General features: G+C 32.0%; 29 protein-coding genes and 1 tRNA gene. 23 read left to right on the forward strand and 7 right to left on the reverse strand.

Going from position 1 to position 23302, the window contains the following annotated elements; all coding sequences use genetic code 11:
• Window positions 1-96 precede the first annotated feature (96 nt).
• The 6 genes from PXD56_RS13610 (at window position 97) to PXD56_RS13635 (ending at window position 4504) form a co-directional block, all read left to right on the forward strand.
• A complete protein-coding gene (locus tag PXD56_RS13610; RefSeq protein ID WP_276493891.1) occupies window positions 97-918 on the forward strand; it encodes a hypothetical protein in 822 nt (273 codons plus the stop codon).
• Window positions 919-1097: 179 nt separating this feature from the next.
• Window positions 1098-1775: a hypothetical protein gene (locus PXD56_RS13615; RefSeq protein ID WP_276493892.1), complete on the forward strand. Its 678-nt coding sequence runs from the start codon at window positions 1098-1100 to the stop codon at window positions 1773-1775.
• Window positions 1776-1873: 98 nt separating this feature from the next.
• On the forward strand, window positions 1874-2143 hold the full coding sequence (locus PXD56_RS13620) for a hypothetical protein (protein WP_276493893.1): 270 nt from the start codon (window positions 1874-1876) through the stop codon (window positions 2141-2143).
• Window positions 2144-2187: 44 nt separating this feature from the next.
• The gene (locus tag PXD56_RS13625; protein ID WP_276493894.1) at window positions 2188-2967 is read left to right on the forward strand and encodes a HipA family kinase; all 780 of its coding nucleotides are present in this window, start codon (window positions 2188-2190) and stop codon (window positions 2965-2967) included.
• Window positions 2957-3340, forward strand: a complete 384-nt coding sequence (locus PXD56_RS13630; protein WP_276493895.1) for a DUF3037 domain-containing protein — start codon at window positions 2957-2959, stop codon at window positions 3338-3340. The genes PXD56_RS13625 and PXD56_RS13630 overlap by 11 nt, the downstream gene beginning before the upstream one ends.
• A 144-nt stretch (window positions 3341-3484) precedes the next feature.
• Window positions 3485-4504 (forward strand): adenosine deaminase, encoded by a 1020-nt coding sequence (locus PXD56_RS13635; protein ID WP_276493896.1) that lies wholly within the window; start codon window positions 3485-3487, stop codon window positions 4502-4504.
• Here PXD56_RS13635 and PXD56_RS13640 read toward each other — a convergent pair.
• Window positions 4486-5832 (reverse strand): GAF domain-containing sensor histidine kinase, encoded by a 1347-nt coding sequence (locus tag PXD56_RS13640; RefSeq protein WP_276493897.1) that lies wholly within the window; start codon window positions 5830-5832, stop codon window positions 4486-4488. The two genes, PXD56_RS13635 and PXD56_RS13640, sit on opposite strands and share 19 nt — an antisense overlap.
• 199 nt (window positions 5833-6031) lie before the next feature.
• Here PXD56_RS13640 and PXD56_RS13645 point away from each other — a divergent pair, with 199 nt between their 5' ends.
• The 4 genes from PXD56_RS13645 (at window position 6032) to PXD56_RS13660 (ending at window position 8132) form a co-directional block, all read left to right on the forward strand.
• The gene (locus PXD56_RS13645; RefSeq protein WP_276493898.1) at window positions 6032-6259 is read left to right on the forward strand and encodes a hypothetical protein; all 228 of its coding nucleotides are present in this window, start codon (window positions 6032-6034) and stop codon (window positions 6257-6259) included.
• Window positions 6260-6436: 177 nt separating this feature from the next.
• On the forward strand, window positions 6437-6847 hold the full coding sequence (locus PXD56_RS13650) for a 6-pyruvoyl trahydropterin synthase family protein (protein WP_276493899.1): 411 nt from the start codon (window positions 6437-6439) through the stop codon (window positions 6845-6847).
• Window positions 6810-7508: a GTP cyclohydrolase I FolE gene (folE, locus tag PXD56_RS13655; protein ID WP_276493900.1), complete on the forward strand. Its 699-nt coding sequence runs from the start codon at window positions 6810-6812 to the stop codon at window positions 7506-7508. Before PXD56_RS13650 ends, folE begins: the two co-directional genes overlap by 38 nt.
• 99 nt (window positions 7509-7607) lie before the next feature.
• Window positions 7608-8132, forward strand: a complete 525-nt coding sequence (locus tag PXD56_RS13660) for a glutathione peroxidase (protein WP_276493901.1) — start codon at window positions 7608-7610, stop codon at window positions 8130-8132.
• Window positions 8133-8587: 455 nt separating this feature from the next.
• Here PXD56_RS13660 and PXD56_RS13665 read toward each other — a convergent pair whose 3' ends face one another.
• Window positions 8588-10045 carry a cryptochrome/deoxyribodipyrimidine photo-lyase family protein gene (locus PXD56_RS13665; RefSeq protein ID WP_276493902.1) on the reverse strand — a complete coding sequence of 486 codons (1458 nt, stop codon included), beginning with the start codon at window positions 10043-10045 and terminating at the stop codon, window positions 8588-8590.
• A gap of 676 nt (window positions 10046-10721) precedes the next feature.
• Between PXD56_RS13665 and PXD56_RS13670 the strand changes: the two genes are divergently transcribed.
• The 7 genes from PXD56_RS13670 (at window position 10722) to PXD56_RS13700 (ending at window position 15657) form a co-directional block, all read left to right on the forward strand.
• Window positions 10722-11888, forward strand: a complete 1167-nt coding sequence (locus tag PXD56_RS13670) for a tyrosine-type recombinase/integrase (RefSeq protein ID WP_276493903.1) — start codon at window positions 10722-10724, stop codon at window positions 11886-11888.
• Between the two features lie 32 nt (window positions 11889-11920).
• A complete protein-coding gene (locus PXD56_RS13675; protein WP_276493904.1) occupies window positions 11921-13153 on the forward strand; it encodes a hypothetical protein in 1233 nt (410 codons plus the stop codon).
• Between the two features lie 110 nt (window positions 13154-13263).
• On the forward strand, window positions 13264-13548 hold the full coding sequence (locus PXD56_RS13680) for a helix-turn-helix domain-containing protein (protein ID WP_276493905.1): 285 nt from the start codon (window positions 13264-13266) through the stop codon (window positions 13546-13548).
• 5 nt (window positions 13549-13553) lie between these two features.
• Entirely contained in the window at window positions 13554-13985 is a 432-nt protein-coding gene (locus PXD56_RS13685) for a hypothetical protein (protein WP_276493906.1), read from the forward strand.
• Window positions 13982-14479 carry a hypothetical protein gene (locus PXD56_RS13690; RefSeq protein WP_276493907.1) on the forward strand — a complete coding sequence of 166 codons (498 nt, stop codon included), beginning with the start codon at window positions 13982-13984 and terminating at the stop codon, window positions 14477-14479. Before PXD56_RS13685 ends, PXD56_RS13690 begins: the two co-directional genes overlap by 4 nt.
• The gene (locus PXD56_RS13695) at window positions 14469-15176 is read left to right on the forward strand and encodes a hypothetical protein (RefSeq protein WP_276493908.1); all 708 of its coding nucleotides are present in this window, start codon (window positions 14469-14471) and stop codon (window positions 15174-15176) included. The genes PXD56_RS13690 and PXD56_RS13695 overlap by 11 nt, the downstream gene beginning before the upstream one ends.
• A gap of 307 nt (window positions 15177-15483) precedes the next feature.
• Window positions 15484-15657, forward strand: a complete 174-nt coding sequence (locus PXD56_RS13700; protein ID WP_276493909.1) for a helix-turn-helix domain-containing protein — start codon at window positions 15484-15486, stop codon at window positions 15655-15657.
• 252 nt (window positions 15658-15909) lie between these two features.
• Here PXD56_RS13700 and PXD56_RS13705 read toward each other — a convergent pair whose 3' ends face one another.
• Window positions 15910-16554 (reverse strand): DUF3592 domain-containing protein, encoded by a 645-nt coding sequence (locus PXD56_RS13705; RefSeq protein ID WP_276493910.1) that lies wholly within the window; start codon window positions 16552-16554, stop codon window positions 15910-15912.
• Window positions 16555-16695: 141 nt separating this feature from the next.
• On the opposite strand from PXD56_RS13705, the gene PXD56_RS13710 reads away from it, so the two are divergent.
• The 3 genes from PXD56_RS13710 to PXD56_RS13720 all read left to right on the forward strand — a co-directional run bounded on the left by PXD56_RS13710 (window position 16696) and on the right by PXD56_RS13720 (window position 18015).
• A complete protein-coding gene (locus tag PXD56_RS13710) occupies window positions 16696-16959 on the forward strand; it encodes a hypothetical protein (protein WP_276493911.1) in 264 nt (87 codons plus the stop codon).
• 125 nt (window positions 16960-17084) lie between these two features.
• Window positions 17085-17558: a Panacea domain-containing protein gene (locus PXD56_RS13715; protein ID WP_276493912.1), complete on the forward strand. Its 474-nt coding sequence runs from the start codon at window positions 17085-17087 to the stop codon at window positions 17556-17558.
• Entirely contained in the window at window positions 17548-18015 is a 468-nt protein-coding gene (locus tag PXD56_RS13720) for an MAG6450 family protein (RefSeq protein ID WP_276493913.1), read from the forward strand. The genes PXD56_RS13715 and PXD56_RS13720 overlap by 11 nt, the downstream gene beginning before the upstream one ends.
• A 340-nt stretch (window positions 18016-18355) precedes the next feature.
• On the opposite strand, the gene PXD56_RS13725 is transcribed toward PXD56_RS13720, so the two are convergent.
• Window positions 18356-18628: a helix-turn-helix domain-containing protein gene (locus PXD56_RS13725; protein ID WP_276493914.1), complete on the reverse strand. Its 273-nt coding sequence runs from the start codon at window positions 18626-18628 to the stop codon at window positions 18356-18358.
• A 171-nt stretch (window positions 18629-18799) separates the two neighbouring features.
• Between PXD56_RS13725 and PXD56_RS13730 the strand changes: the two genes are divergently transcribed.
• Window positions 18800-19012: a hypothetical protein gene (locus PXD56_RS13730; protein ID WP_276493915.1), complete on the forward strand. Its 213-nt coding sequence runs from the start codon at window positions 18800-18802 to the stop codon at window positions 19010-19012.
• Between the two features lie 10 nt (window positions 19013-19022).
• Here the strand turns inward: PXD56_RS13730 and PXD56_RS13735 are convergent, their stop codons facing one another.
• The 3 genes from PXD56_RS13735 to PXD56_RS13745 all read right to left on the reverse strand — a co-directional run bounded on the left by PXD56_RS13735 (window position 19023) and on the right by PXD56_RS13745 (window position 20139).
• On the reverse strand, window positions 19023-19640 hold the full coding sequence (locus tag PXD56_RS13735) for a hypothetical protein (protein ID WP_276493916.1): 618 nt from the start codon (window positions 19638-19640) through the stop codon (window positions 19023-19025).
• Window positions 19641-19644: 4 nt separating this feature from the next.
• Window positions 19645-19887 carry a hypothetical protein gene (locus PXD56_RS13740; protein WP_276493917.1) on the reverse strand — a complete coding sequence of 81 codons (243 nt, stop codon included), beginning with the start codon at window positions 19885-19887 and terminating at the stop codon, window positions 19645-19647.
• 167 nt (window positions 19888-20054) lie between these two features.
• Window positions 20055-20139: transfer RNA gene (locus tag PXD56_RS13745), tRNA-Ser, on the reverse strand.
• Window positions 20140-20297: 158 nt separating this feature from the next.
• Between PXD56_RS13745 and PXD56_RS13750 the strand changes: the two genes are divergently transcribed.
• Window positions 20298-21305: a glycosyltransferase family 2 protein gene (locus PXD56_RS13750; RefSeq protein ID WP_276493918.1), complete on the forward strand. Its 1008-nt coding sequence runs from the start codon at window positions 20298-20300 to the stop codon at window positions 21303-21305.
• An 80-nt stretch (window positions 21306-21385) separates the two neighbouring features.
• Window positions 21386-23302 carry a BatA domain-containing protein gene (locus tag PXD56_RS13755; protein ID WP_276493919.1) on the forward strand — a complete coding sequence of 639 codons (1917 nt, stop codon included), beginning with the start codon at window positions 21386-21388 and terminating at the stop codon, window positions 23300-23302.

Genomic DNA, 23302 nt, shown 5'->3' on the forward strand with positions numbered 1-23302 from the left:
AAAATTGTATTATAAAACCCATACCTGAATTAATTTTAAACTTAATTGAGAGTTTTCAATAATTTTTACAACTAATAGGTTTCTAAAGCAATTGTTATGAAAAGTAGTTTTGTCGTTATATTCCTATTCGTAAGTTTTTCCATATTCGCGCAAAGCCCATGGACACAAGAAAAAGGAAAAGTGTACACCCAACTGTCGTTTACAAGCATCTCTAATTACGATACTTTATTCGGTGACCCAGATTACAGTGCACCTGGAGACATAACAGATAACACTATTCAGTTTTATGGAGAATATGGCTTATCGAACAAAACTAGTTTACTTGTAAATTTACCTTTAAAATTAATTTCAATTGATGCTTTTGAGAATTCTAGCAATCCAGATTTTAATACAACTGCATTGGGGAATATTGAAATTGGTGTAAAGCATAATTTCATGAAAAAAGATTGGTTACTATCTGGGCAGTTTTCTGTAGAAGCAAATACAGCAACATATAATTCTAATTCTGGAATAAGAACTGGTTATGATGCATTCACCTTTACACCACTAATTTTGGCTGGCAAAAGTTTTTCAAAAACGTACATACAGACTTTTCTTGGAGCAAATATTAGAACTAATGACTACTCGTCTAATTTAAAATTAGGCGGTGAAGTTGGCTATAAAATATCTAATCATATTTGGCTTGTAGGTTTTTTAGACATTGTAAAGTCGCTTGAAAATGGAGCTATACAATTACCAGTTGAAAACATCTTAAATGGTTTATATGTTAACGACCAAGAATATGGAGCTTTTGGCTTTAAAGGCATAGGTGAAATTACAGATACTTTTGGCGTATCGGCAAGTATAGGTGGTGCCTTTTTTGGTAACAATGTGGCAAAACAAGCTGCTTTAAGTGTAGGTATTTATCAAAAATTTTAAGCTATTCGTTATATCCTTTACACTTCAAAAAGAATAAAAAGGAATCGAAATTATTTTTCTTGAAAAGTGTAGGTAAATAAATACTAACTTTAGGTACGTTAGTATTGTCATTGCTTTTATACGTTCGTATTATTTAATGCTATTTCTTCGTATTTTAGTGTAAATTAAACCTTCCTATCATGAAAAACCTAATAGCCTTATTTCTATTTACTGTATTAATTATTTCCTGTAACTCTTCCGACAAAACAAAAACTACAGATACAGAAGTTTTAAAAACAGAAACAGCTACAAAAGTGGTCTCTGAAATCGAAAAAAAATTAAAGCCTATATCTACAGATGAAGATTTGATAGCAACAGCCCTAATGGCAGCACCTGCAGAAAGTAGAGCTACCACTAAAGTAATTGGTTATAATATGGCGGGTGAATTTGTTACGTTAAAAGAAGGTGATAGCGAATATATTGTTCTTGCGGACGACCCAAAGAAAGATGGTTTCAACGCTGCTTGCTATCATAAAGACCTAGACCCTTTTATGGCAAGAGGTAGAGCTTTACGTGCCGAAGGCAAATCAGCAGATGAAATATTTGCGATTAGAGAGGCCGAAGTAAAATCTGGTAAAATTAATATAACCCAAGGCTCTGCCTTGCATATTTATTATGGACAAAATACAATGTACGATGTAGAAACCTCTAAAGTTGACGGTGCCAAGCTACGTTATGTTATATACACACCTTTTGCCACATCTGCATCAATTGGGTTACCTGAGACTCCTACAGCACCAAATCACCCATGGATCATGAATCCCGGTACACACAGAGCACACATTATGATTTCTCCATTAGCAAATGAAGTAGAGTAATAACAAAGCGAATTAAAAAGCGTTAACCATGTATGGTAAAACGAATACTTACTTACCTCGGCTGGTTTATTATAGCCATACTTTTGGGTTTTCTACATATGCGCATAGTTTTAGGGGGACCACCAAAATCTGACGATGAAAAGTTCTCATTTGCAAGTATGATATATGAATGGGCTTTAGTACAAGTAGGCACAATCGTTGGCTGTATTATTGCACTAATATTTATTTTATTCGATGTTTTTTATCTAAACAAAAAGTTCCAAAATAACAGTAAAGCAACGCTATTTCGTTTTAATATTATTTCTTTAATAGCTATTATTGTTGGTGGCACACATTATATTTTAGAAAAAGTAATCAATGTTATTTAGTTAGACCAAGGCATAGATAACACTACAAATTATATCTTCGCAGTATGAATGCACTTGATATTAGAACAGTAGACGTTGTTCAATATTTACAGCCCTTACGCGAAGGTGGCTCTATGCCCGCCATTGTAAAAGCCGATGATGATTTTCTGTATGTATTGAAGTTTAGAGGCTCTGGGCAAGGTAAAAAATCGCTCATTTCTGAGTTTATTGGTGGTGAATTGGCACGTGCCATTGGTTTAAAAGTACCTGAGTTGGTCTTTATGAACTTAGAAGATTCTTTTAGACAGACAGAACCTGACGAAGAAATTCAAGATTTATTGAAGTTTAGTGTAGGACTTAACCTTGGTTTACACTTTCTATCTGGGGCAATTACCTTTGACCCTTTAATTTCTACGGCAGATGCCATGACAGCATCTAAAGTTGTGATCTTAGACAGTTTAATTAGTAATATAGACCGTACCGCTAAAAATGCCAATCTCTTGTTTTGGCACAATGAATTGTGGGTCATAGATAATGGGGCAAGTTTCTACTTTCATCATAATTGGGAAACTTGGGAAAGTCACCTTACCAGAACATTTCCGTTTATAAAAGACCACGTGCTTTTAAAACAAGCCACTGCCCTACCCGATGCTGCCACAGAAATTCAAAAATTCATTACTCCGGAGAAAGTAACTGAAATTGTTTCAAACATACCGGAAGATTGGTTAACGAGTGAATCTGATGTTTTAAATGCGGATGAAAAAAGAACTGCATACATTCAATTTATAACCACTAAGCTATCTATGATCGATGTTTTAGTAAAAGAAGCTGAAGATGCAAGATAGACACACATTTAAATTTGCGATAGTGAGAATAGTACCTAAAGTTGAACGAGAAGAATTCTTCAATGTTGGTGTGATATTATTCTGTAAACGAACAAAATTTCTAGATATCAAATATCATATCAATGAAGAAAAACTAAAGGCTTTTTCTCCTGAAATAGAATACGAGATATTAAATGAATATTTGAAAGCCTGGAAACTAATATGTGTGGGAAAAGAAGCTGGCGGACCCATAGGTAAATTAGATTTAAATGACCGTTTTGGTTGGCTAACTGCTTGCAGAAGTACGGTAATACAAAGCTCCACTACCCGATCCGGATTAAGTACAGATCCTGCAAAAGAGTTAGACGATATTTACAACAAGTATGTTTTATAACGCTTAAACATTATCAATTTCAAATCTATAATTAATCAAAAAAAGACGCTAAAACATTTACCGTTCTTTAATATCAAGTTTAATAAGTAAGTTTATCAAAAATAAGTAGACCTACTTACCACAAAAAAGCAAAATCTCTTACAAATGGAATCATCAAAACTTCAAACTATAATTCAAGGCATACCAAAAACAGAACTTCATTTGCATTTAGAAGGTAGCTTTGAGCCTGAGTTAATGTTCGAGATTGCGAAAAGAAACAATATTACCTTGCCATATGATTCCATAGAATCTGTTAAAGAGGCTTATAAATTTAATAACCTACAAGAGTTTTTAGATATCTATTACGCAGGTGCTCAAGTATTATTACACGAGCAAGATTTCTTTGATTTAACATGGGCGTATTTGACCAAAGTGCATAGTGAAAATGTGAAGCATGTAGAGGTCTTTTTTGACCCTCAAACACATACGGAAAGAGGCGTTTCTTTTGAAGTAGTTATAAAAGGAATATACCGTGCTTTGGAAAAGGCTAAAAATGAACTAAATATATCTTACAAACTTATAATGAGCTATTTGCGTCATTTAAGCGAAGAAGATGCATTCAAGACTTTAGAAGAATCAATCCCTTTTAAAGACATTATTGATGGTGTTGGTTTAGACTCATCAGAAATGGGAAATCCGCCAAGCAAGTTTGAAAAAGTTTTCAAGGCATCTGCAGCACAAGGGTATAAGTTAGTTGCCCATGCAGGTGAAGAAGGACCGGCAGAATACATTTGGGAAGCATTAGATGTATTGAACGTAGAACGTATAGACCACGGTAATCGATGCCTAACAGATGAAGCTTTGGTTAAAAGATTGGTAGAGGAGAAAATAGCATTGACCCTGTGCCCAACCAGTAATGTTGCTTTAAAAGTCATTCAAAAGATGGAAGAACATCCGGTTGCCACCATGCTTGAGAAGGGAATTGTAGCCACCATACATTCAGACGATCCTGCTTATTTTGGTGGGTATATGAACGAGAACTACTACCAAACGGCAAAAGCCCTTAATTTAAGTTTAGCGCAAATAGAACAGTTAGCCATAAACGGATTTGAAGCCAGCTGGTTGAGCGCCGAATCCAAAGAACAGCATATTAAAGAAGTAAAAGATTATTTTAAAACACTTTGATCTGCAAGGGGAATAAAAATCTCAAAAACAGCACCATTACCTAAAGAACTCTCTACCCTAACTTGACCGTTATGGGTAGTAACAATACGTTTTACAATGGCGAGTCCAATTCCGGTACCTTGATATTCTTCATCGTTATGTAGACGCTGAAAAATTTCAAATACTTTGTTTTCATATTTTTGATCGAACCCAATACCGTTATCAGATACCATAATTCTAGAATAACGCTTGTCTTCCGCTAAATCCATTTCAGGGTAATCAGCACCATTTACAATCTTGCCACTTACCTTAATTACAGGTTTGTCTTCCTTTTTAGTAAATTTAATAGCGTTAGTGAACAGATTAAACAACAGCTGCTTAAACTGTATAGGTCTCACCGTAATTTCACAGTCTTTTGGTATCCGTAATGCCGTTTTGTGCTGCTTAAGTTCTTCGCTTAAAACATCTTTTACATCTAAGACCAAGTCCTTTAAGGAAACCGTTGTTAAACTATTATCAATAGTCTCTGTTGCACCATAGGTTAACAAATCTTGAATAAGGTCTCTCATACGAGCTGCAGACCTATCAATTCTCTCTAATTTATGTTTACCGGCTTCTGACAGATTATTAAACTCATTATCACTAACCTGAGAAATGAACATTTGTATTTTGCGCAGAGGCTCTTGCAAATCATGACTACAGATATGGTTAAAAGATTCCAAATCATTAATCATAAGTTCTAACTTAATCGTTTTGATTTCCAGCTGATTGGTTCGTTGAAAAACCTTTTTCTCTAATTTTTTAGAGAATTTCTTCAATTTCTTATGTGCTCTTTCTAATTCTAATTTGTTCTTTCTTAGTTCTAATAAGTTAATGACCTGTTCAGAAAGAATATTTAGAGATTCTTTCTGGCTATCGGTTAATTTTCTGGGCTTACTGTCTATTACACATAAGGTACCTAATGGAAGACCGTTAGCCGTTTTTAAAGGAATACCTGCATAAAAAGCAATATTAGGGTCGCCAGTAACCAATGGGTTATCATAGAAGCGTTCATCTTGGCGTGCATCTTCTGTAATAAAGATCGACTCTTCACTAACAATGGCATGTGCACAAAAAGCATCTTCTATAGGAGTTTCTGAAACACCTAGACCGTAGTGAGATTTAAACCATTGACGCTTATCATCAAGCAAGGTGATTAATGAAATGGGCGTCTGACAAATTTCTGCTGCAAGTTTGGTTAGATTATCATAATCGTTCTCCGGCAAAGTATCTAGAATAGAATACGAATCAAGAAGCGCTAATCTCTCTTTTTCCCTTTCATGAATTTTAGCTTTTTTATTTATACTCATCGTCTAGGAGAAAACTATTGATTGAATTATTATTTAATTGATAAAAGAGCTTTCAATTTAAGTGAAATTAATGACTTTAAAGTAAGAATTATACAAATATCAATTTCCAATATTTCAATCAACTAGGAGTTAAAATATCATTTTCTTTTGAAAATCTATTTTGTTTAATTAATTTTGAATAAGATTAAACATTAATAAAATGGATATTTTAAAAGAAGCCCAAATATTTGAAAATGCAAAAATGAGTCACATGTCTACTAGTGACAGAGTAGTTGCCTCTAGAGAAGCCAAAAGATTAATTTTAGCAATTAACGAGATTTATAAGAAAAAAAAAGATGTTAGTCTTATGGATATTATGAAACGTTTAACCGTAAAGAAAAAAAGAATAGACAAAAGATTAAAAGGAAGAGTAGATACAGGAATTTAAAATTAAAGAAATGTTCTAAGACATTTAAAAATATGTTGCATTGAACCGTCACCATTGTCTTCAATATATGGATTTTTAAAGCCTATCTATTAAAATTGGACACATGGAGAATTTTTAAAGATAAAATTCATTCGAATTCAGCCTTTAATTATCCCTCATTAGAACAAATATAATTACATGAATAAAATAGCGATTACAAGATGTGAACATTTTAATGCCGCGCATAGACTACATAATGCCAAATGGAGCGAAGAAAAAAACAAGGAGATTTTTGGAAAATGTAACAACCCAAATTTTCACGGTCACAATTACGAATTAGAGGTAAAAATTATTGGGTATTGTGATGAAGAAACCGGTTATGTAATAGATACAAAAATCTTATCAGATTTAATAGAAGATAAAATTTTAAAGAGGTTTGATCACAAAAACTTAAACTTAGACACAGAAGAGTTTAAAACATTAAACCCTACCGTTGAAAACATAGCCATTGTTATTTATGAAATATTAAGGCAAGACATTGAAGAACAATTAGAATTAAAGATAAAATTATATGAAACACCAAGAAACTATGTTGAATACCCTTATTAAAGAAAATAATCTAAACGGATTTTCTGACGAAGAAATTGGTGACGACCATATATACACAGGTCTTGAAACACCCATGAAAAAAGATGCATTCTTATTGTCAGATGAAGAGAAAAAGATACAAATTGAAGGTTTATTTTCTCAAATAATGGATGTTATGGGACTTGATCTTAACGATGACTCGTTAAGTGGAACTCCAAAAAGAGTAGCTAAAATGTATATAGAAGAAATATTCTCTGGTTTAAACCCAAATAACAAACCTAAAATTGCTCTTTTTGAAAACAAATATCAATACAATCAAATGTTGGTTGAAAAAGATATTACCTTCTATTCTAACTGTGAACACCATTTTGTACCAATCATAGGCAAAGCACATATTGCCTACATATCATCAGGTAAGGTAATCGGGCTATCTAAACTTAATAGAATTGTTCAGTATTATGCCAAAAGACCTCAAGTACAAGAACGTTTAACAAACCAAATAGCAGCCGAATTAAGCAATATACTAGATACAAAAGATGTTGCGGTAATAATTGACGCTAAGCATTTGTGTGTATCGTCTCGTGGTATAAAAGATGACACATCTGCTACCGTAACTTCTTTTTATGGTGGTGTTTTCAACGAAGCTTCAAAAGTTGCCGAATTACAAAATTATTTAAAGTAACGGGTATCTAGTATAGAAAAACTTAGAAATCACACAGACAAACAACAAACGGAAGTATTTATTTAAAACTATAATTGCCCATCGCTACTTTAATTATAAATGAAAAAAATCCTCAAAGCCAAAATTTTTAGTTCTGCCAAACAAGTTGAAACTAAATCATCCATATATGATTTAAAAATCAACTCCATTATTGGTGAAAATGTTGATTTAAAAAACTTTAAAGACAAGTATGTTCTGTTCGTCAATGTGGCATCAGAATGTGGTTTCACCAGTCAATACAAAGAACTACAAAAACTATATGAAACCTTTGAGGATTTAATTGTCATAGGTATACCCTGCAACCAGTTTGGTGGTCAAGAACCTGGGTCAAATAATGAAATCGTTTCATTTTGCGAACGTAATTATGGCGTAGATTTTTTACTAACAGAAAAAGTTGATGTCAAAGGAAGTAACCAGCATGAATTATATAAATGGCTTACTAAAAAAGAGTTAAATGGTAAAAAAAGCTCAACCGTTAAATGGAATTTTCAAAAATATTTAATCAACAAGAATGGTGATTTAATTGATTATTTCTATTCTACAACTAAGCCATTAAGTTCAAAAATAACCAAGCATTTAAAATGATTGCAACTTGTAACTTACTTGTTGATTTTGGCTTAGTTATATTAATTTGGATAGTTCAATTAATTTTCTACCCAAGCTTTTTATACTATTCAAAAGATTATTTAGTCATATGGCATAAAAAATACACGAAACTAATTGCAGTTATAGTAGGCCCCTTAATGACCATACAACTTATTTTTTCAATTTATTTTAGTTTTATCAATACAGAAATCTATCAATTGGCTAAACTTATAGCTATAATAACTGTGTGGCTCATAACAATGTTAATTTTTGTACCGCTACATCAACGTATTACCACTAATAATTTTACTGATTCAACTTTACTATCCTTGTCAAACAAAAATTGGTCAAGAACTATATTGTGGACCGGTATATTTGTAACAGAGTTTATTTTTGGTCAAAACTAAATGTATTAGAAGTTACATTGGCGACAAAGCATTAATAAATCGTAGACTTTAATTATGATTTACATGTGTGTTTAATATCCGATTATTATCTTTTTTAACTGAAGGGTCACTTCTATGGTTCCATATTTTCTCTCGCGCAAACTTTGAACTTTCTACCAAATCCACAATAGGAGCAGGATAATGTTCTCCTATGATTACACCACAAAAAGATTGTTCTAAAGAAGTCATCTTCCAAGGTTCATGTATGTGAATTACGGGGACATTAGTCAATTCCGGAATCCATTTTTTTATAAAAACACCATCCTTATCATGCTCTTCAGAATTCTTTACAGGATTATACAAACGTATTGTATTAACCCCTGTTGTTCCCGCTTGCATTTGAAATTGAGGGTAATGTATACCAGGTTCATAATCTAAAAACAAGCGTGCTAAATGATACACCCCGTCCCTCCAATCTTGATCAAGGTTAAACGTAAAAAAAGAAACTAGCATGGCACGCATTCTAAAATTTATCCATCCTGTTTCCTCTAAAGCCCTCATACAAGCATCTATCAATGGGTAACCAGTTAATCCTAATTTCCAAGCTTTTATGTAAACGTCATTCCTTTTGTGTTCCAGTAACTCAAACCCCTTATTTATACAAGATTTCTCGTAAGAGCAATCCATTTCAAACTTTTGAATAAAATGGCATCGCCAAAACAACCTAGTTAACATTGCAGAAAAAGCTTTGTCATATTTGGTGCCATTTGGATGAGTACCTACAAACTGAAAAACTTGTCTTATACTCAAGTTACCCCAAGCCAAATATGGAGATAACCTACTACACCCTTTTCTACTTTCAAGAGGTTTTGAAATGTGTTTTTGATAATTACGACCTCTATTGACTACAAATGAATTTAAATATCTAAAAGCGTTTACCTCCCCGGCAGGTTGAATATTAGTTTGCTCACTTTTTAATTTATCCTTAAAATTTTCAGGTAAAACAAAAGGATGATTCAACACCGCTAGGTTAGATACAGAATAGACATTCTTAATAATTGGTTCATGCATCTTTCTATGCCATTTTTCTTCCCAATCTTTTCTATTCTTAATACCTCTTAAAATTCCATCGCGTTGAAACTCGTACCAATGAACATGATTTTTTCTGCATAGAACCTTCACCAATTTATCTCGCTCCCAAGTCAAAAGAATACCACTTTCACGATAACTATAAAGCGAGTTTATATCATAATTACCCATTAGATATTTAAAAATATCTTTTGCTTCACCATAAAACAAATTCACTTTTCTATTAAAAGCTTTTAACGTTTGATCTAGTGTTGCTATCGATTTATAAACAAAGCGTAAATGCCTTAAACTAGTGTCTGGATAACGTATTATAGAAGGCTCAAATAGATAAATAATTAAATAAGGCAGACCAGATTCTTCAGCTTTAAGTAAGGGTTCATGATCTTGAGAACGTAAATCACGCTTTAACCATACTAAATTTATCTTCTTTTTATGCAACTCTTAAATTTTAAATAAAACAAACGAATTGAACACCAAAGCATTAAGTAATAAGAGATGTACTTTCAAACTTAAAAAAGTAGTGTGTTCAACGTAGTCAAGATACAATTATGTTTATTCAAAATTAAATATTATTAAACAAAAAATTAAATACACAGTACTAAAAAAGGCGCAAAACTAAATTTTGTAGTTCATCTTAAGAAAATACAAAAGCTAATTCTGTTTATTAAAAACGAGAATAATATGCTTCCCCACTTTAAAATCTAAATATCAGAACAACCAAAGCCACTATTTAAAGGTTTCTAAATAACACCCAAAATATCATAAAAAAGAAAAAGCTCAATATCATATGATATTGAGCTTAACTTTATGCGGAGAAAGAGGGAACGCTTACTCAAAAAATACATATATTCACGAATATCGATATAGCTACTAAAGTACAACATTTACAATACTTTACTTATTTAAACCTTAAACATACTATTTGAATAAGCTTGTATGTATTTAAATATATTTGTACGACACCGTACAAGTATCGTACATATGGATTATCTTTGAATAAACAGAAAATTCTATGGCGTCTATTAATTTTCTATACCGTTCCACAAAGGTTAGAGCTCCACTAAACATTAGACTTCTTTATCGAACTACAGAAAACGACACTACCACTGACCACGTGCTAGGAGCTAAAATAAATTTAATAGTTTCAAAACATTACTGGACAAAGGAACACTCGCTGAAAAGAGTAAGAGATATTGAAATTGCAAACAGGCAGACTGAAACAAACAATGAATTAAATAAGATAGAGAATCATGTTCTTACAAACTTTGAGAAAACAAATTCTAAAATATTAGATAAGAATTGGTTAAAATCTGTTATTGAAGAATACTACAACCCGAAAGAACTTACAAAAGTTAAAATACCAAATGATTTAGTAAACTTCATAGGTTATTACATTGAACACAAGGAAGGAGAAATAACAAAATCCTCAGTAACCAAATACAATGTGATAAAACATAAAATGCAAAGGCTAGAAGAATATCGAGGTCACACTATCTACATCAACGAAATTGGAGAGGATTTTAAAGATGAGTTCGTTAACTACTACCGTTTGGAAAACTATGCTCAAAACACAATGCAAAGGGAATTAGGCATTGTAAAGACATTTTGTAAACAAGCAAAAAGATTAGGTATTGAAACACATACTCAATTAGATGATTTGAAACTAAAAAAAGAAAAAAGTTTACCATTATACTTGGACTTTGACGAACTTAATAAAATTGAAAATTTGAAAGATTTACCTGATTATTTAGACAATGCCAGGGATTGGTTGATTGTATCATCTTTTACCGGACAAAGAATTTCCGATTTTATGAGATTTAACTCAGATATGATCAGAATAGAAGAAGGTAAAAGCTTACTAGAATTTACACAACAAAAAACAAAAAAACTAATGACAATTCCTTTACATGAAAAGGTTACGAATGTACTGGACAAGAGAAAAGGTCAGTTTCCTAGAAGAATATCAGACCAGAGGTATAACGATTATATCAAACAGGTATGCGAAAAAGCAGAATTGAAAAGTAAAATACAAGGTAAAATTCAAAAAAACATTTCTAAAGAAAAAGATATTTCAAAAATGAGAAGTGTAACCGGAGAGTTTGAGAAATGGGAACTTGTAACCAGTCATATTGGACGCAGATCATTTGCAACTAATTTTTATGGAAAAATCCCCACTAACTATCTAATCTATGTTACAGGGCATAGTTCAGAATCAATGTTTTTAAATTATATAGGTAAGAGTAACAAGGATATGGCTATGGAATTAATCAAATATTTTTAAAATATAACCTCCCTAACAAACTAAGTAGATAAATGAATTACAATCCGGATTTTGAAAAGGCTTTAAAGGATTACCAAGTTAATCAGGATTATACAGTGGAACCATTTGCAGAGCCATTCAGAAAAGAGCAATACGATATAGCGAAAAATACCTTAGACAATTATTTAGAAGGTTTCAAATACATTTACAACAGACTTACCGACAACAATAAAGAAGAATTCAAATTTGACACACTGGACTACTTAAATAAAATTCAAAAATCTCAAACGTCAAGTAAATTCAAAAATCTTTTTACTAAAATCACAATAGAAATAGAATCTTTTGAAGGTTATGACAGCTATTATATTCCTTTCGAAAAGGAATTATTCTCGATGGAAGATTTTAAAAATTTAGCGATAATAGCCTGTAGTAAATTGCCGGGAGCTCTAGATTTTTTTCTAGCTGATAATGATGACAAATACGAATATAGGTTTTGGAATGAAGGCTTGATTTGTTATGACTATAAACTTAGGCTAAGCGCAATCTCTTCACAGATAAAATTATTGAATGAGTTTAAGCTTTCGATTAAAACTGATAAAGGCAATATTATTCATTCAGAGATGATAGCAAAGTATTATTCCAATGGCTATAATGAAGGATTGATCCATTGGAAAAATGAATTAGCCTTAAATTTGAATCAGGACCCTTCCGAAACATATCTTAAAAGAATTAAACATTTTTATTTTAATGAGAATTTTGACTTACCAAGTGGCGTATTTTATCCTATAGGAAAAATTAGAGGGTGCAGTTTTGTAAAAGTTTTTGACTACGAAAAGATAAGTTTATATGGTATCAAAACTTTAGGATACTATACTTCAATCACAAATGAGATAGATAAATTTTTAAAAAAAATCAATAAAGAAATAATAATTTCAAGTAAGCAAACTGAGAAAGATATCGATTCTAAAAAAGAACTTATAGATTACTTTTTCAATTTAAATAATAAGTCAAAATGTTTACAAGAATTGAAAGAGGTTTTTAATACGGAAAAAGGTATTCAATTCGGTATTTTAATTGATCAACTTAAAGAATCACAAGTTTTGAAAATTGGCAATCGAGAATTTAAAAATTTCCACGAATGTGCTCAATCTTTTTTCACTCAAAATATCGGCTCTAGAATTAGTGTTCGGGCTTATGTTGACAAAGGACCAGAAACTTATCATGAAGAAATTGAAATAATTTCAATAAAACTTCTTCCAATTATTGCCAAGTACAGAACAAACTAATACAAATTACAGAAGTTACAATTAGTTACACGTAACTTTATGTAATTGAATATCAGTGTTTTAGATTTTAATTCGCAATAGTTTTACCATGAATTTAAAAACCCATGGTAATGAAAAACTCAATTTTACTTCACGACCTAACACATGAACAGTTAGGAAATTTAATCGATGACAAATTAGTAAACCGACTAAAACAGCTTAAGAAAGATCTAGATAATAAGTCATCAAATGATGACCTATTGACCAGAGACGAAGCATGTGCTTTCCTTAAAATCGATTCAAGCACTCTTTGGTCATGGACCAATAAAGGCAAAATTATATCCTATGCCATTGGAGCTAGAAGATATTACAAGAGAAATGAATTAATAGAATCTTTGATTCCTGTAAAAAAATAAAGGCCATGAGTATAAATAATACTATTGGCCTTAAATCGTTGGAGAGCGATCAGGTCAAAGATACGAATTTAGATTACCTCAATATACTAGAAAACAAACCATTTGCCACACGAAATCAATTAAGGAATATTTATAAAGTCCAAAAGAAAACCCTTTCGGACAATATAAAACGTCTGAAAGTAGATGGATTGGTCAAAGGGGTACAAATCCGCCTACTTGCCAAGGACGGTAAACAAAGGATTCAAGAAGTGTTCGACCTTAACGAAGTAATCGCCATCGGTTTTAGATTAAGGAGCGACACGGCTATTAAACTACAAAGATATGCCGCAAATAATCTGCAGGAACAACTGAAGATTAATCAAGCCAAAAATAAAAGCCTGGAGCTTGAAATAGGTCGTTTATGGAACAAAATGGATATTAAAGACCTCTACAGATGAAAAATATATCCGCAATCAAAATATTAGAGGAAAAGTCTATTCAAATCACGGTAGCCAAATATCCAAATATTCCTAGTTACGCCGTTCCCAAAACGAAATACACTGATAAAACATCAAACGGTTTAACCAAATGTGTAATTCATTGGATCGAATATAACGGGTTTCAAGCTGAACGAATCAATTCAACCGGCAGACAAATAGATAACACTAAAATTGTTACCGATGTATTGGGCAGAACAAGGACCATAGGATCCAAAATATGGATTAAGGGAACTGGACAAACCGGCACGGCTGATATTTCTGCCACCATTCTAGGAAGGAGCGTCAAAATAGAAATAAAATGTAAGGCTAAAGGCGATAATTATCAGAGCCATGGACAAATGGAATATCAAAAGAAAATTGAACGTTCAGGTGGAATATATATCATTGTTCGAACCTTCGATGACTTCTATAATTGGTATTTAAACTTCAAAAGAGAATACAATGGAAGATAACTATAAAGAAAAATACTTCAATTTCCCTATTCAATTGGTTGAAGGATTTATGGAAGATTCTAAATTAGTATTGAACAACATATCGGATTACGGTATTTATTTAATGTCTCTAAACTATGAATTTGGGGAGGAAGAAGAGGAAAGAATGGCTAGTGCCTTTAAATTTTTTAACCTTGAAAAAAAAAATGTTTGGAAAACCCATGAAAGGGGCAAAAACCTATATGATAGCCTAGAAATGAAAAGTCCAATGGTTGGAATAAAAATGGAAATTTTTTGGGATTATTACAAAAATCCTAAAACAGACTTTCAAAAAGCAACGCTTTTAGCACATTTAGCCATAAGAAGCATACTAAAGGACAAATCTTACTGTAAAATTACTAATCTATATCTATGGTCTAGAATGGACGGTAAAACACACGCAGTGGATGATAAATGGGAGCTATCACCAAGTATTAGAAAATTCACTAATCATTATCAGACTCGAAAACTTAAAAATGAGCTTAAGGATAACTGGTTCCTAATAGAATATTCCAGACGAACTAGAGGATGGTTTGTCAGTTATAAAATGTCTCTGACCGATTTGATTTTTTATGTTGAGAAAAGAAAAAAAAAGAATAGAGACGAAAAAAGAAAACAAGATGAAAAGGAGGCTTATGATCAAGCGATGAGAAGGCTTAAGAATGATTATGATTTTTAGAACTAATAAGGAAAATGTCTCTCGTTCAAAAAATCTTTTGAACACGTGATTTAATTTCTTTTTAAAGTTTATTCTTAAAAGGTATTCTTAGAATGTATTTATATAGGTTGTCATAAAAATAAATGTTATATCACTCTTAGATAACCCAACTATAAAAAAATTACAGTTTCCGGCACCTTTTAACCCATAAATAAATCAAAACAATCTGTGCTGCTTTATTATAGGTTGTCATATGGTTGCGTAAAATAAATAAAATAAAATGATAGAAGAAATTGAAGATTTTGGAGCGTTCGTAAAAACTACGCGAATGAAATACGGCATAAGTCAAAATTACATTAGTAAGGAGTCGGGAGTAACAAGAAGTGCAATCAGTAATATTGAAAACTGTAAAGTAACAGACACCAAACTCAGTACCGTAATAAAAATTACCAAGGCACTAAACAGGGTGATTATGCCAATCGACCTCAACGAATTAAAATAAGACGTGTAAGCGTGTCTTTGTATCAATCATTAACACATTATCACAAAAACAGAAATTATACGCTTAAATCGCCTTATATGAATTACCGGCAACTGAATTAATTTATTTCTTTCAATAGCTAAGAATTGCCCTATATAAGTGTCTTTGGTAATGCTTTAGTATAGTTTTATAACTCTTCTTAATCAACACAGATAGAACTCCACTAGAGTTATTGCTTGTGTATTGCATAAGATACTAAGTTAGTTAGTTATCTTAGTTTTCGCTGTTATAACCCTTACTTTTAAAAATTGAGAGTAAATAAATAATACCGAACATGACCAAAAAAGAAACGGCAACCACCGGCACTAAATTCTTTCTAAAAAAACTTATAGTGTAAGAACCTAGCATTCTACTATTATTCGGGTTATCCTTTACATATTCTATCTTGATATTATCTCCTTTATGTAAACGCTTACCATCAAGAGAACTACCATACTTATACTCTTTACCATTTACAGTATAAGAGTACTCTAAATACCCCACTATATTGCTGACCGCTTTTCTACCGTCGTAAAGTTCCTCAACAATTTCCTCAGTGTCTAGATTAAACACCGTTGCCTGAGTGGTTCCTTTTTCTTTATACTCGATATCAAATTCCTCTTTTTCAAGATAAAAAATAAATAGTAACCAAGTAACCAGGAAACTAATAAGGTAGATAACTATATATTCATAATTAGATCTTTTCGACTTGGATCTACCACTGTTCGACTTTAAATAAGTCTTCTTTCTTTCTTGTACATTCTTGAACGCTTGTATTTTGGCTTTTTGAGTTTCCGTCAACTTGCTGAACCTGTCTTTATTCTCTTTTTCCTGAACGTTCTTGAACGCTTGAAGTCTCAGTCTTTCCGATCTTGACATTTTCGATATGTTATCACCCATATTCTACCCTGTTTTTAATATTTCAATAAAATCCTAAATCAATTAACTTTTTTTACTAATTATACAAACTGTACAATAAAAGAACTTAAGATTTTAAAATTATAGAATAAATTCTGAAATTTGGATTATATCAAATTCAGTATTCAGAAATTATCATTTAAAGTGTTTTATAGACTTTTAAAGGAGATAGGTAAGGAAAGAAAAGATGCAGAATTATATGAAAACAAGCCTTTATCGATGGATGGCTTCTATGTCCAATTTGAACCTGACACTTTGAATTTCAATTTATACTACAAGTATCCTTCAAGAGTGATAATGTTTATAATTCCAGTACTAGGCTATTGGAATGTTCCAATTGATAATTGGGTTAGGGAAAGGAAATAAAATCTTAGACTAAGTCTTATTTATTTAAAAATAAGCTATTTAAAATATGCGTTTTATTTATTTTTTGTGTGAGCAGTATTATTTGCATGCTTTTTCTATGTACTTTTGCAAAAGGGAAATGGGTTATGTATAAAGTAAATCAAATATCGGACTGGATTTTAAGCAAGACTAATATAGATGCTGGGGATACTATATCTCCTTTGAAGCTTCAAAAATTATTATATTATTCTCAAGCATGGTGTCTAACTATTTATAATGGTACAAGTCTTTTTGAAGAAAGAATAGAAGCTTGGGCTCATGGTCCTGTTGTTCCTTCTCAATACGCTAGATTTGCTGATATTCCAAGAGAGAATAGTATTGATATTAGCAAAATGGAGTTGAGTATACCTAAACTTGATAATCAGATCGATAGTCTTTTAAATGAAGTTTTAGATACTTACGGAGAGCATTCAGCAAGTTATCTAGAAAAATTGACTCATCAAGAATCCCCTTGGATAATAGCAAGAAAAGATTTGAAACCATGGGAACGCTCTACAGAGGAAATTACTGCGGAATCTATGATTGAATACTACACCAATCTTAAAGTTGATGGGGAATAATCATTTAAAAAAAAGTTTAATCCCCAAAAGTGCCACTCTAAATACCACAACAAAGTTTATTAATAAAGAGGCAACCACTTTATTTAATAATAATGTGGAAGGAAACGATTCATTAGTTTTTACCTCTCTGAGATTTATTCAGTACTCATACCAATGTTTTCATCAATGGACTAAGCAAGAAATGAATGAATTTTGGAGATTTAATTCTTCAATTCATGAAAAAACATGGTCAAGCGTGTACGGGTCTGCTACAAAGAACAAAAAAAATAAATCGGGTTTAGGCTACACGGTAATAGATTTAAGTAAATATCCTAATCCTGAATTTAAAGAAAATCTATCTTCTGATATTACGATATTTGAGTTACGGGTAAATAGAACAATAAGGGTTCATGGTTTCAGAAGTCAAGCAGTATTCTATATTTGTTGGCTTGATAGAGATCATAAGCTATTAGATTAAATATTTCAATGAGATTGGTATTTTTGTAGTTGGAAAATTTAGAGCAATTTATCAAAACTCATATTCCGCTATTGAGTTTACATCTAGCTAGAGTGTTTATTTAAAATATCAAAAATTTGATATATAATATACTGTGTGATATGATATACTGTATATCAAGCAAACTGACGAATAAGAAAATCAGGATATTTGACCCCACCCCCTTCATATAGTTTTAGTCCAGCGATAATTTTTTGACTTTTTTATATTGGATATTCCAGACCAATTTCACCATACTAATTTAAAACCTGCAGTTTTTACTTCACATTATTTTCAGTTACAAGTAATCGAATAGCACAAGCTACTTCAATTTAACAGCCAGTATCTTTAACTCCTTTAAAGAGTTTATCCTGTATGTCTTGCCTTTATGTTCAATTACCCCATGGGTGCCATTACTAACGAATAAATCCCTTACTTCTACATTTAATGCACTAGCTAGCCTTTGTAATGTTTCGACCGTTGTATTTTCACCGTTGATAATCCGGCTCAATGTATTAGGCGCCATGTCTATTTGCAGCGCCAGATCCTTTAAAGTCACATTTTGAACTTTTGCAATTTCTTTTATAGTATACATCTAGTATAAATTTAGTATCACAAAAATATACACTATAAGTATACTATCATAATATTTAATACACATCACAAATATATTATTTAAATTTTAATCAAAAATGTTTTATAGTTCGATAAGCAGGAGTTAAATTTGTGATGCAATTAATAGATATTAACCAGTAAAATAATACTTATGGAAAGTAAATTAGAGAATGCCGTAAAAGATTTATTTCAAAGTGCAGAACCAAATAGTTTTAAACAGACTATAAATGAATTATTTATGGGTTGGATAGAATCGGAAATATCCGACGATGTAGATTGTAGGAAACAGCATCATTTCAGATACAGAAGATTAATAGAGTTCTTTGAGCAAGCTGAGGTATTAGTTGGAAAAGAATTAAGCTAAATCAATTGATTCAATTTAGGCTATCCGATTCATAAACAGCTATAAGCATTTCAGCTTCATAGATTCTATCTTTTAGAATATCGTTATCCTTTTTAAAGTCAATTCTAAGACTGTCTATTTTATTTTCTATATTTCTTATTTCGGATTGAGAACTACTATTAGAATTGCTTTTACTAGCAACCACCAAACTAATTATTGCAACTGCAGCACTTACTCCTGAGATTATAAGTGGAATCAAGTAAGTTTTAAGTTTCATATTAGCTACCTGATTACTGAGAGATAAATTTTCTTCGGTAAGATTTCTTATAGCTTGTTCCTGATTAGCAATGCTAGCAGCTTGTAATTCAGCTTCCAACTCGCTCTCATACATATTTACAAAACCACCGGCCATCAAAAACTCCTCTGTAAAATTATTTGACCCAAGGTAAAACATACCGCCCGATTTGTTATAATAAATATAACGTTCGCCTTCCCTTATTATCTCATCTAATATTATATCAAAATGAGCTAAAGATTTTACTGGTTTACCCATCTTGGAATAAATATGATCATTGTGCGGATTGCCATCTATTGGCAGTAGAAATTCCAAAATCTTATTCTTTAGCTCAGCTCTCTCCTTACCTTCCATAATTCTAAATCTTATTTATATCAATACTCCCAGAATACCTATCCAAAGCTTCCCCAGTTTTAAAATGCCCTTTACCTAATATCTTATTGGTTTTCGGGTCGTATTCAACTTCAACGAAAAAAGCGTACAAAGCGTAGAGGTTATACTTTCGTTTGGAGGTAGTATGGTTAGTCAAATATGTACTATTTTCCCAAAGATTATTCCATTGATCAGTTTCCGGTAACATCATGTATTCATATAATCCCATTATTTAAAAATAGCACAATATTTTATTTCAATTATTGACAGGTATTAGAAAACGACAAATCTTGTACAAAATAACCTTGAAGAACGATTACAATACAATAATCGTACAAATTGAAGAATCAAAAAACCCCAACTAATTGATATACAATTTATTGGGGATTTATAAAGCGGAGAAAGAGGGATTCGAACCCCCGGAGGTGTGACCCTCAACAGTTTTCAAGACTGCCGCATTCGACCACTCTGCCATTTCTCCTGAGTGCCTCATCAGGTATTCCCTGAATGCGGGTGCAAATATATAAAGGTTTTCTTATCTAATAAAGCCTTTTCTTAATTATTTTTTATCTCCGTTATTTCAAAACATTTTCAAAGAAATGAAAAGGTTGAATTTCAGTTATTTATTACCTTGCTACGATGACAAAACCGCTTGTAAGTATCCTTATTCCTTTTAAAAATGTTGGCGAATATTTTGAAGAATGTCTAAAATCCATCCAAAATCAGACCTATAAAAACTGGGAAGTGGTTGCCGTAAACGATAATTCAAGCGATGACAGTTTAGCAATTGCAAATAAATTTGCGACCATAGATTATAGATTTAAGATACTTTCAAATGATAAGTCAGGCATTATAACGGCACTTAGAAAAGCGTACAGTCATAGTAGCGGCGATTTTATCTCAAGAATGGATGCCGATGATTATATGGCACCTGATCGTATAAATATAATGGCAAAGTCATTATTACAGGAAGGAAAAGGAAGTCTTGCCGTTGGGAAAGTCAAATATTTTTCAAAAGCGGGCGTAAACGATGGATACGACCGTTATGAGAAGTGGTTGAACAAATTGACCGCTACCGGTGAAAATTTTAATGAGATATATAAAGAATGTGTAATACCCTCCCCTTGTTGGATGGTGTATAGAGAAGACTTTGAAGCTAGTGATGCCTTTAATCCAGATAGATACCCTGAAGATTATGACCTTGCTTTTCGTTTTTACGAATTGGGATTAAAATGTATACCATGCACCACTACCCTACACTACTGGCGAGATTATGACAATAGAACATCTAGAACCAGTGAACACTATGCACAGAACTACTTCTTGGATATTAAGTTGCACTACTTTTTAAAATTAGAATACAAACCCAACAATAACCTAGTAGTTTGGGGTGCAGGTAAGAAAGGAAAAACTATTGCCAATTCTCTTGTCGAGAAAAATATTCCTTTTCAATGGGTATGCGATAATGAAAAGAAAATTGGAAAAGATATTTATGGTGTTCGGTTAAAGCACTTCTCTGCTCTAAAAGACGTAAAACACTCTAAAACTATTATCACCGTAGCTAATGAAGATGACCAAAACACAATCAGATCGTTCTTTACTGATTTAGAACAAAAGCCAGCAGTAGATTATTTCTTCTTTTGCTAACCCAAGTTCAAAAATAATAGTTGCAATCTCACAAGCTTCTAATTTCAAAATAATTATCTTTGCTTTAATCAAAAATAGGAATGCAATTTAAATATCCAGAACTTCTTTGGGGTCTTTTACTACTACTCATTCCTATACTAATTCACCTATTTCAATTACGCCGATTTAAGAAAACACCCTTTACCAATGTAAAGTTCTTAAAACAAGTAGTTTCTGAATCTAGAAAAAGCAGCACCTTAAAAAAATGGCTTCTGCTCTTTACTAGAATGGGCTTACTTGCCGCTTTAGTTTTCACATTTGCACAACCTTTTATAGCTAATGAAACTGCGCTAAAAGAAAAAGAAACTGTTTTTTATCTAGACGATTCTTTTAGCATGAACGGGCAAATTAACAACGGTAGCCTTTTTAAAAACACCATTCAAGATTTCATAGAAAACATACCTTCTGATCAAAAGTTTACACTATTTACCAATAAACAGGTATTTAAGGATGTTGATATAAAAGACATACAGAACGAGTTGCTTAACCTTTCTGTAGGTTCAGAGCAATTAGGGATTTCTGAAATAATTTTAAAGGGAAAAACTTACTTCACCAATAATGCAGCAGCACAGAAAAATTTAGTGCTCATATCAGATTTTCAAAAACGAATGGGCGACCTTTCGGTTATAGACTCAACCAACGGCGTTAATATTCAGTTTATAAAACCTACCAACGACATCATTACCAATACTGCTATAGATACCGTTTTTATTGCAGAGCGCAATAATGACAATGTAGAATTAGTGGCACAGATATCCACAAATTCTAAAGAACAGACCATACCCGTTTCTTTATTTAACAACAATAAACTAATAGCCAAAACAGCAGCCAATTTTGATGGAAACAAAAAGGCTGATGTACGGTTTACCATAAACGCAAATGAGATTATTTTAGGCAAAGTTGCCATTATGGATACAGGATTGGATTATGACAATCAGTTCTATTTTAATATTGACGAAAAGTCTAAAATTAAAGTACTGGCAATAGGAACTACATCTGCAGATTATTTAAATCGCATATACACCAATGATGAGTTCAATTTTACCAGTAGTACTTTGGCGCAACTCAACTATAGTACAATTGAAAATCAAGATTTAGTAATCCTGAATGAAATAACAAATTTACCGACTTCTCTAATAACTGCCTTAAAATCTCTAAGCACTAATAGTGGTAGTTTTGTATTGATTCCTGCCGTAAATGGTGATACTACTTCATACAATCAGTTATCGACTACTTTTAACCAAACTCAGTTTTCTAACATTATGGAACAAGAAATATCCATAGCAAATGTAAAGACTGCGCATCCATTATTTGAGAATGTATTTGATAAGAAAGTGACAGATTTTCAATTTCCAAGTGTTCAAAAGCGTTATAAATTTAATACCAAAGCACCGGTAGCACTATCTTTTCAGAATAACGAACCATTTTTAGTAGGCACGCAAAACGGCTATTTCTTTAGTGCGGCAATCAGTAGTGAAAATTCTAATTTCAAGAATTCTCCATTGATTGTTCCTGCCTTTTATAATATGGGTATGAATAGTCTAAAGCTACCTCCATTGTATGCAATTAACGGTAGCAATTTAGAAATAGAATTACCAATTACATTGCAACAAGATGATATTATTAAAATAGCAAACGCTACAAACGAATTCATTCCGCAGCAACGTGTGCTTCCAAAAAAAGTGCAGGTAACTTTTATAGAAAACCCTAAAGAAGCCGGTATCTACAAAATCATACATAATGAAAATACCATTAGGCACATCAGTTTTAATAACGATAGGAAAGAGAGCGAGTTGTTATACACTACGCTGCCTGAAAATAACAGTAATACATCAGTATTAAATTTCTTTTTAGAAAGCCAAAATAACAATACCATAAACGAGTTTTGGAAATGGTTTGCTATTTTAGCATTGGCTTTTGTTCTAATAGAAACGGTACTACAAAAATTCTTAAAATAA

This window comes from Maribacter zhoushanensis (assembly GCF_029350975.1).
Taxonomy (GTDB): Bacteria; Bacteroidota; Bacteroidia; order Flavobacteriales; family Flavobacteriaceae; genus Maribacter; species Maribacter zhoushanensis.

Bases quoted from the DNA above. Each gene is read 5' to 3' on its own strand.
- PXD56_RS13610 (WP_276493891.1), top strand. From the start codon at position 97: ATGAAAAGTAGTTTTGTCGTTATATTCCTATTCGTAAGTTTTTCCATA.
- PXD56_RS13615 (WP_276493892.1), top strand. From the start codon at position 1,098: ATGAAAAACCTAATAGCCTTATTTCTATTTACTGTATTAATTATTTCC.
- PXD56_RS13620 (WP_276493893.1), top strand. From the start codon at position 1,874: ATGCGCATAGTTTTAGGGGGACCACCAAAATCTGACGATGAAAAGTTC.
- PXD56_RS13625 (WP_276493894.1), top strand. From the start codon at position 2,188: ATGAATGCACTTGATATTAGAACAGTAGACGTTGTTCAATATTTACAG.
- PXD56_RS13630 (WP_276493895.1), top strand. From the start codon at position 2,957: ATGCAAGATAGACACACATTTAAATTTGCGATAGTGAGAATAGTACCT.
- PXD56_RS13635 (WP_276493896.1), top strand. From the start codon at position 3,485: ATGGAATCATCAAAACTTCAAACTATAATTCAAGGCATACCAAAAACA.
- PXD56_RS13640 (WP_276493897.1), bottom strand. From the start codon at position 5,832: ATGAGTATAAATAAAAAAGCTAAAATTCATGAAAGGGAAAAAGAGAGA.
- PXD56_RS13645 (WP_276493898.1), top strand. From the start codon at position 6,032: ATGGATATTTTAAAAGAAGCCCAAATATTTGAAAATGCAAAAATGAGT.
- PXD56_RS13650 (WP_276493899.1), top strand. From the start codon at position 6,437: ATGAATAAAATAGCGATTACAAGATGTGAACATTTTAATGCCGCGCAT.
- folE (WP_276493900.1), top strand. From the start codon at position 6,810: ATGAAACACCAAGAAACTATGTTGAATACCCTTATTAAAGAAAATAAT.
- PXD56_RS13660 (WP_276493901.1), top strand. From the start codon at position 7,608: ATGAAAAAAATCCTCAAAGCCAAAATTTTTAGTTCTGCCAAACAAGTT.
- PXD56_RS13675 (WP_276493904.1), top strand. From the start codon at position 11,921: ATGAATTACAATCCGGATTTTGAAAAGGCTTTAAAGGATTACCAAGTT.
- PXD56_RS13680 (WP_276493905.1), top strand. From the start codon at position 13,264: ATGAAAAACTCAATTTTACTTCACGACCTAACACATGAACAGTTAGGA.
- PXD56_RS13685 (WP_276493906.1), top strand. From the start codon at position 13,554: ATGAGTATAAATAATACTATTGGCCTTAAATCGTTGGAGAGCGATCAG.
- PXD56_RS13690 (WP_276493907.1), top strand. From the start codon at position 13,982: ATGAAAAATATATCCGCAATCAAAATATTAGAGGAAAAGTCTATTCAA.
- PXD56_RS13695 (WP_276493908.1), top strand. From the start codon at position 14,469: ATGGAAGATAACTATAAAGAAAAATACTTCAATTTCCCTATTCAATTG.
- PXD56_RS13700 (WP_276493909.1), top strand. From the start codon at position 15,484: ATGAAATACGGCATAAGTCAAAATTACATTAGTAAGGAGTCGGGAGTA.
- PXD56_RS13705 (WP_276493910.1), bottom strand. From the start codon at position 16,554: ATGTCAAGATCGGAAAGACTGAGACTTCAAGCGTTCAAGAACGTTCAG.
- PXD56_RS13715 (WP_276493912.1), top strand. From the start codon at position 17,085: ATGTATAAAGTAAATCAAATATCGGACTGGATTTTAAGCAAGACTAAT.
- PXD56_RS13720 (WP_276493913.1), top strand. From the start codon at position 17,548: ATGGGGAATAATCATTTAAAAAAAAGTTTAATCCCCAAAAGTGCCACT.
- PXD56_RS13725 (WP_276493914.1), bottom strand. From the start codon at position 18,628: ATGTATACTATAAAAGAAATTGCAAAAGTTCAAAATGTGACTTTAAAG.
- PXD56_RS13730 (WP_276493915.1), top strand. From the start codon at position 18,800: ATGGAAAGTAAATTAGAGAATGCCGTAAAAGATTTATTTCAAAGTGCA.
- PXD56_RS13735 (WP_276493916.1), bottom strand. From the start codon at position 19,640: ATGGAAGGTAAGGAGAGAGCTGAGCTAAAGAATAAGATTTTGGAATTT.
- PXD56_RS13740 (WP_276493917.1), bottom strand. From the start codon at position 19,887: ATGGGATTATATGAATACATGATGTTACCGGAAACTGATCAATGGAAT.
- PXD56_RS13750 (WP_276493918.1), top strand. From the start codon at position 20,298: ATGACAAAACCGCTTGTAAGTATCCTTATTCCTTTTAAAAATGTTGGC.
- PXD56_RS13755 (WP_276493919.1), top strand. From the start codon at position 21,386: ATGCAATTTAAATATCCAGAACTTCTTTGGGGTCTTTTACTACTACTC.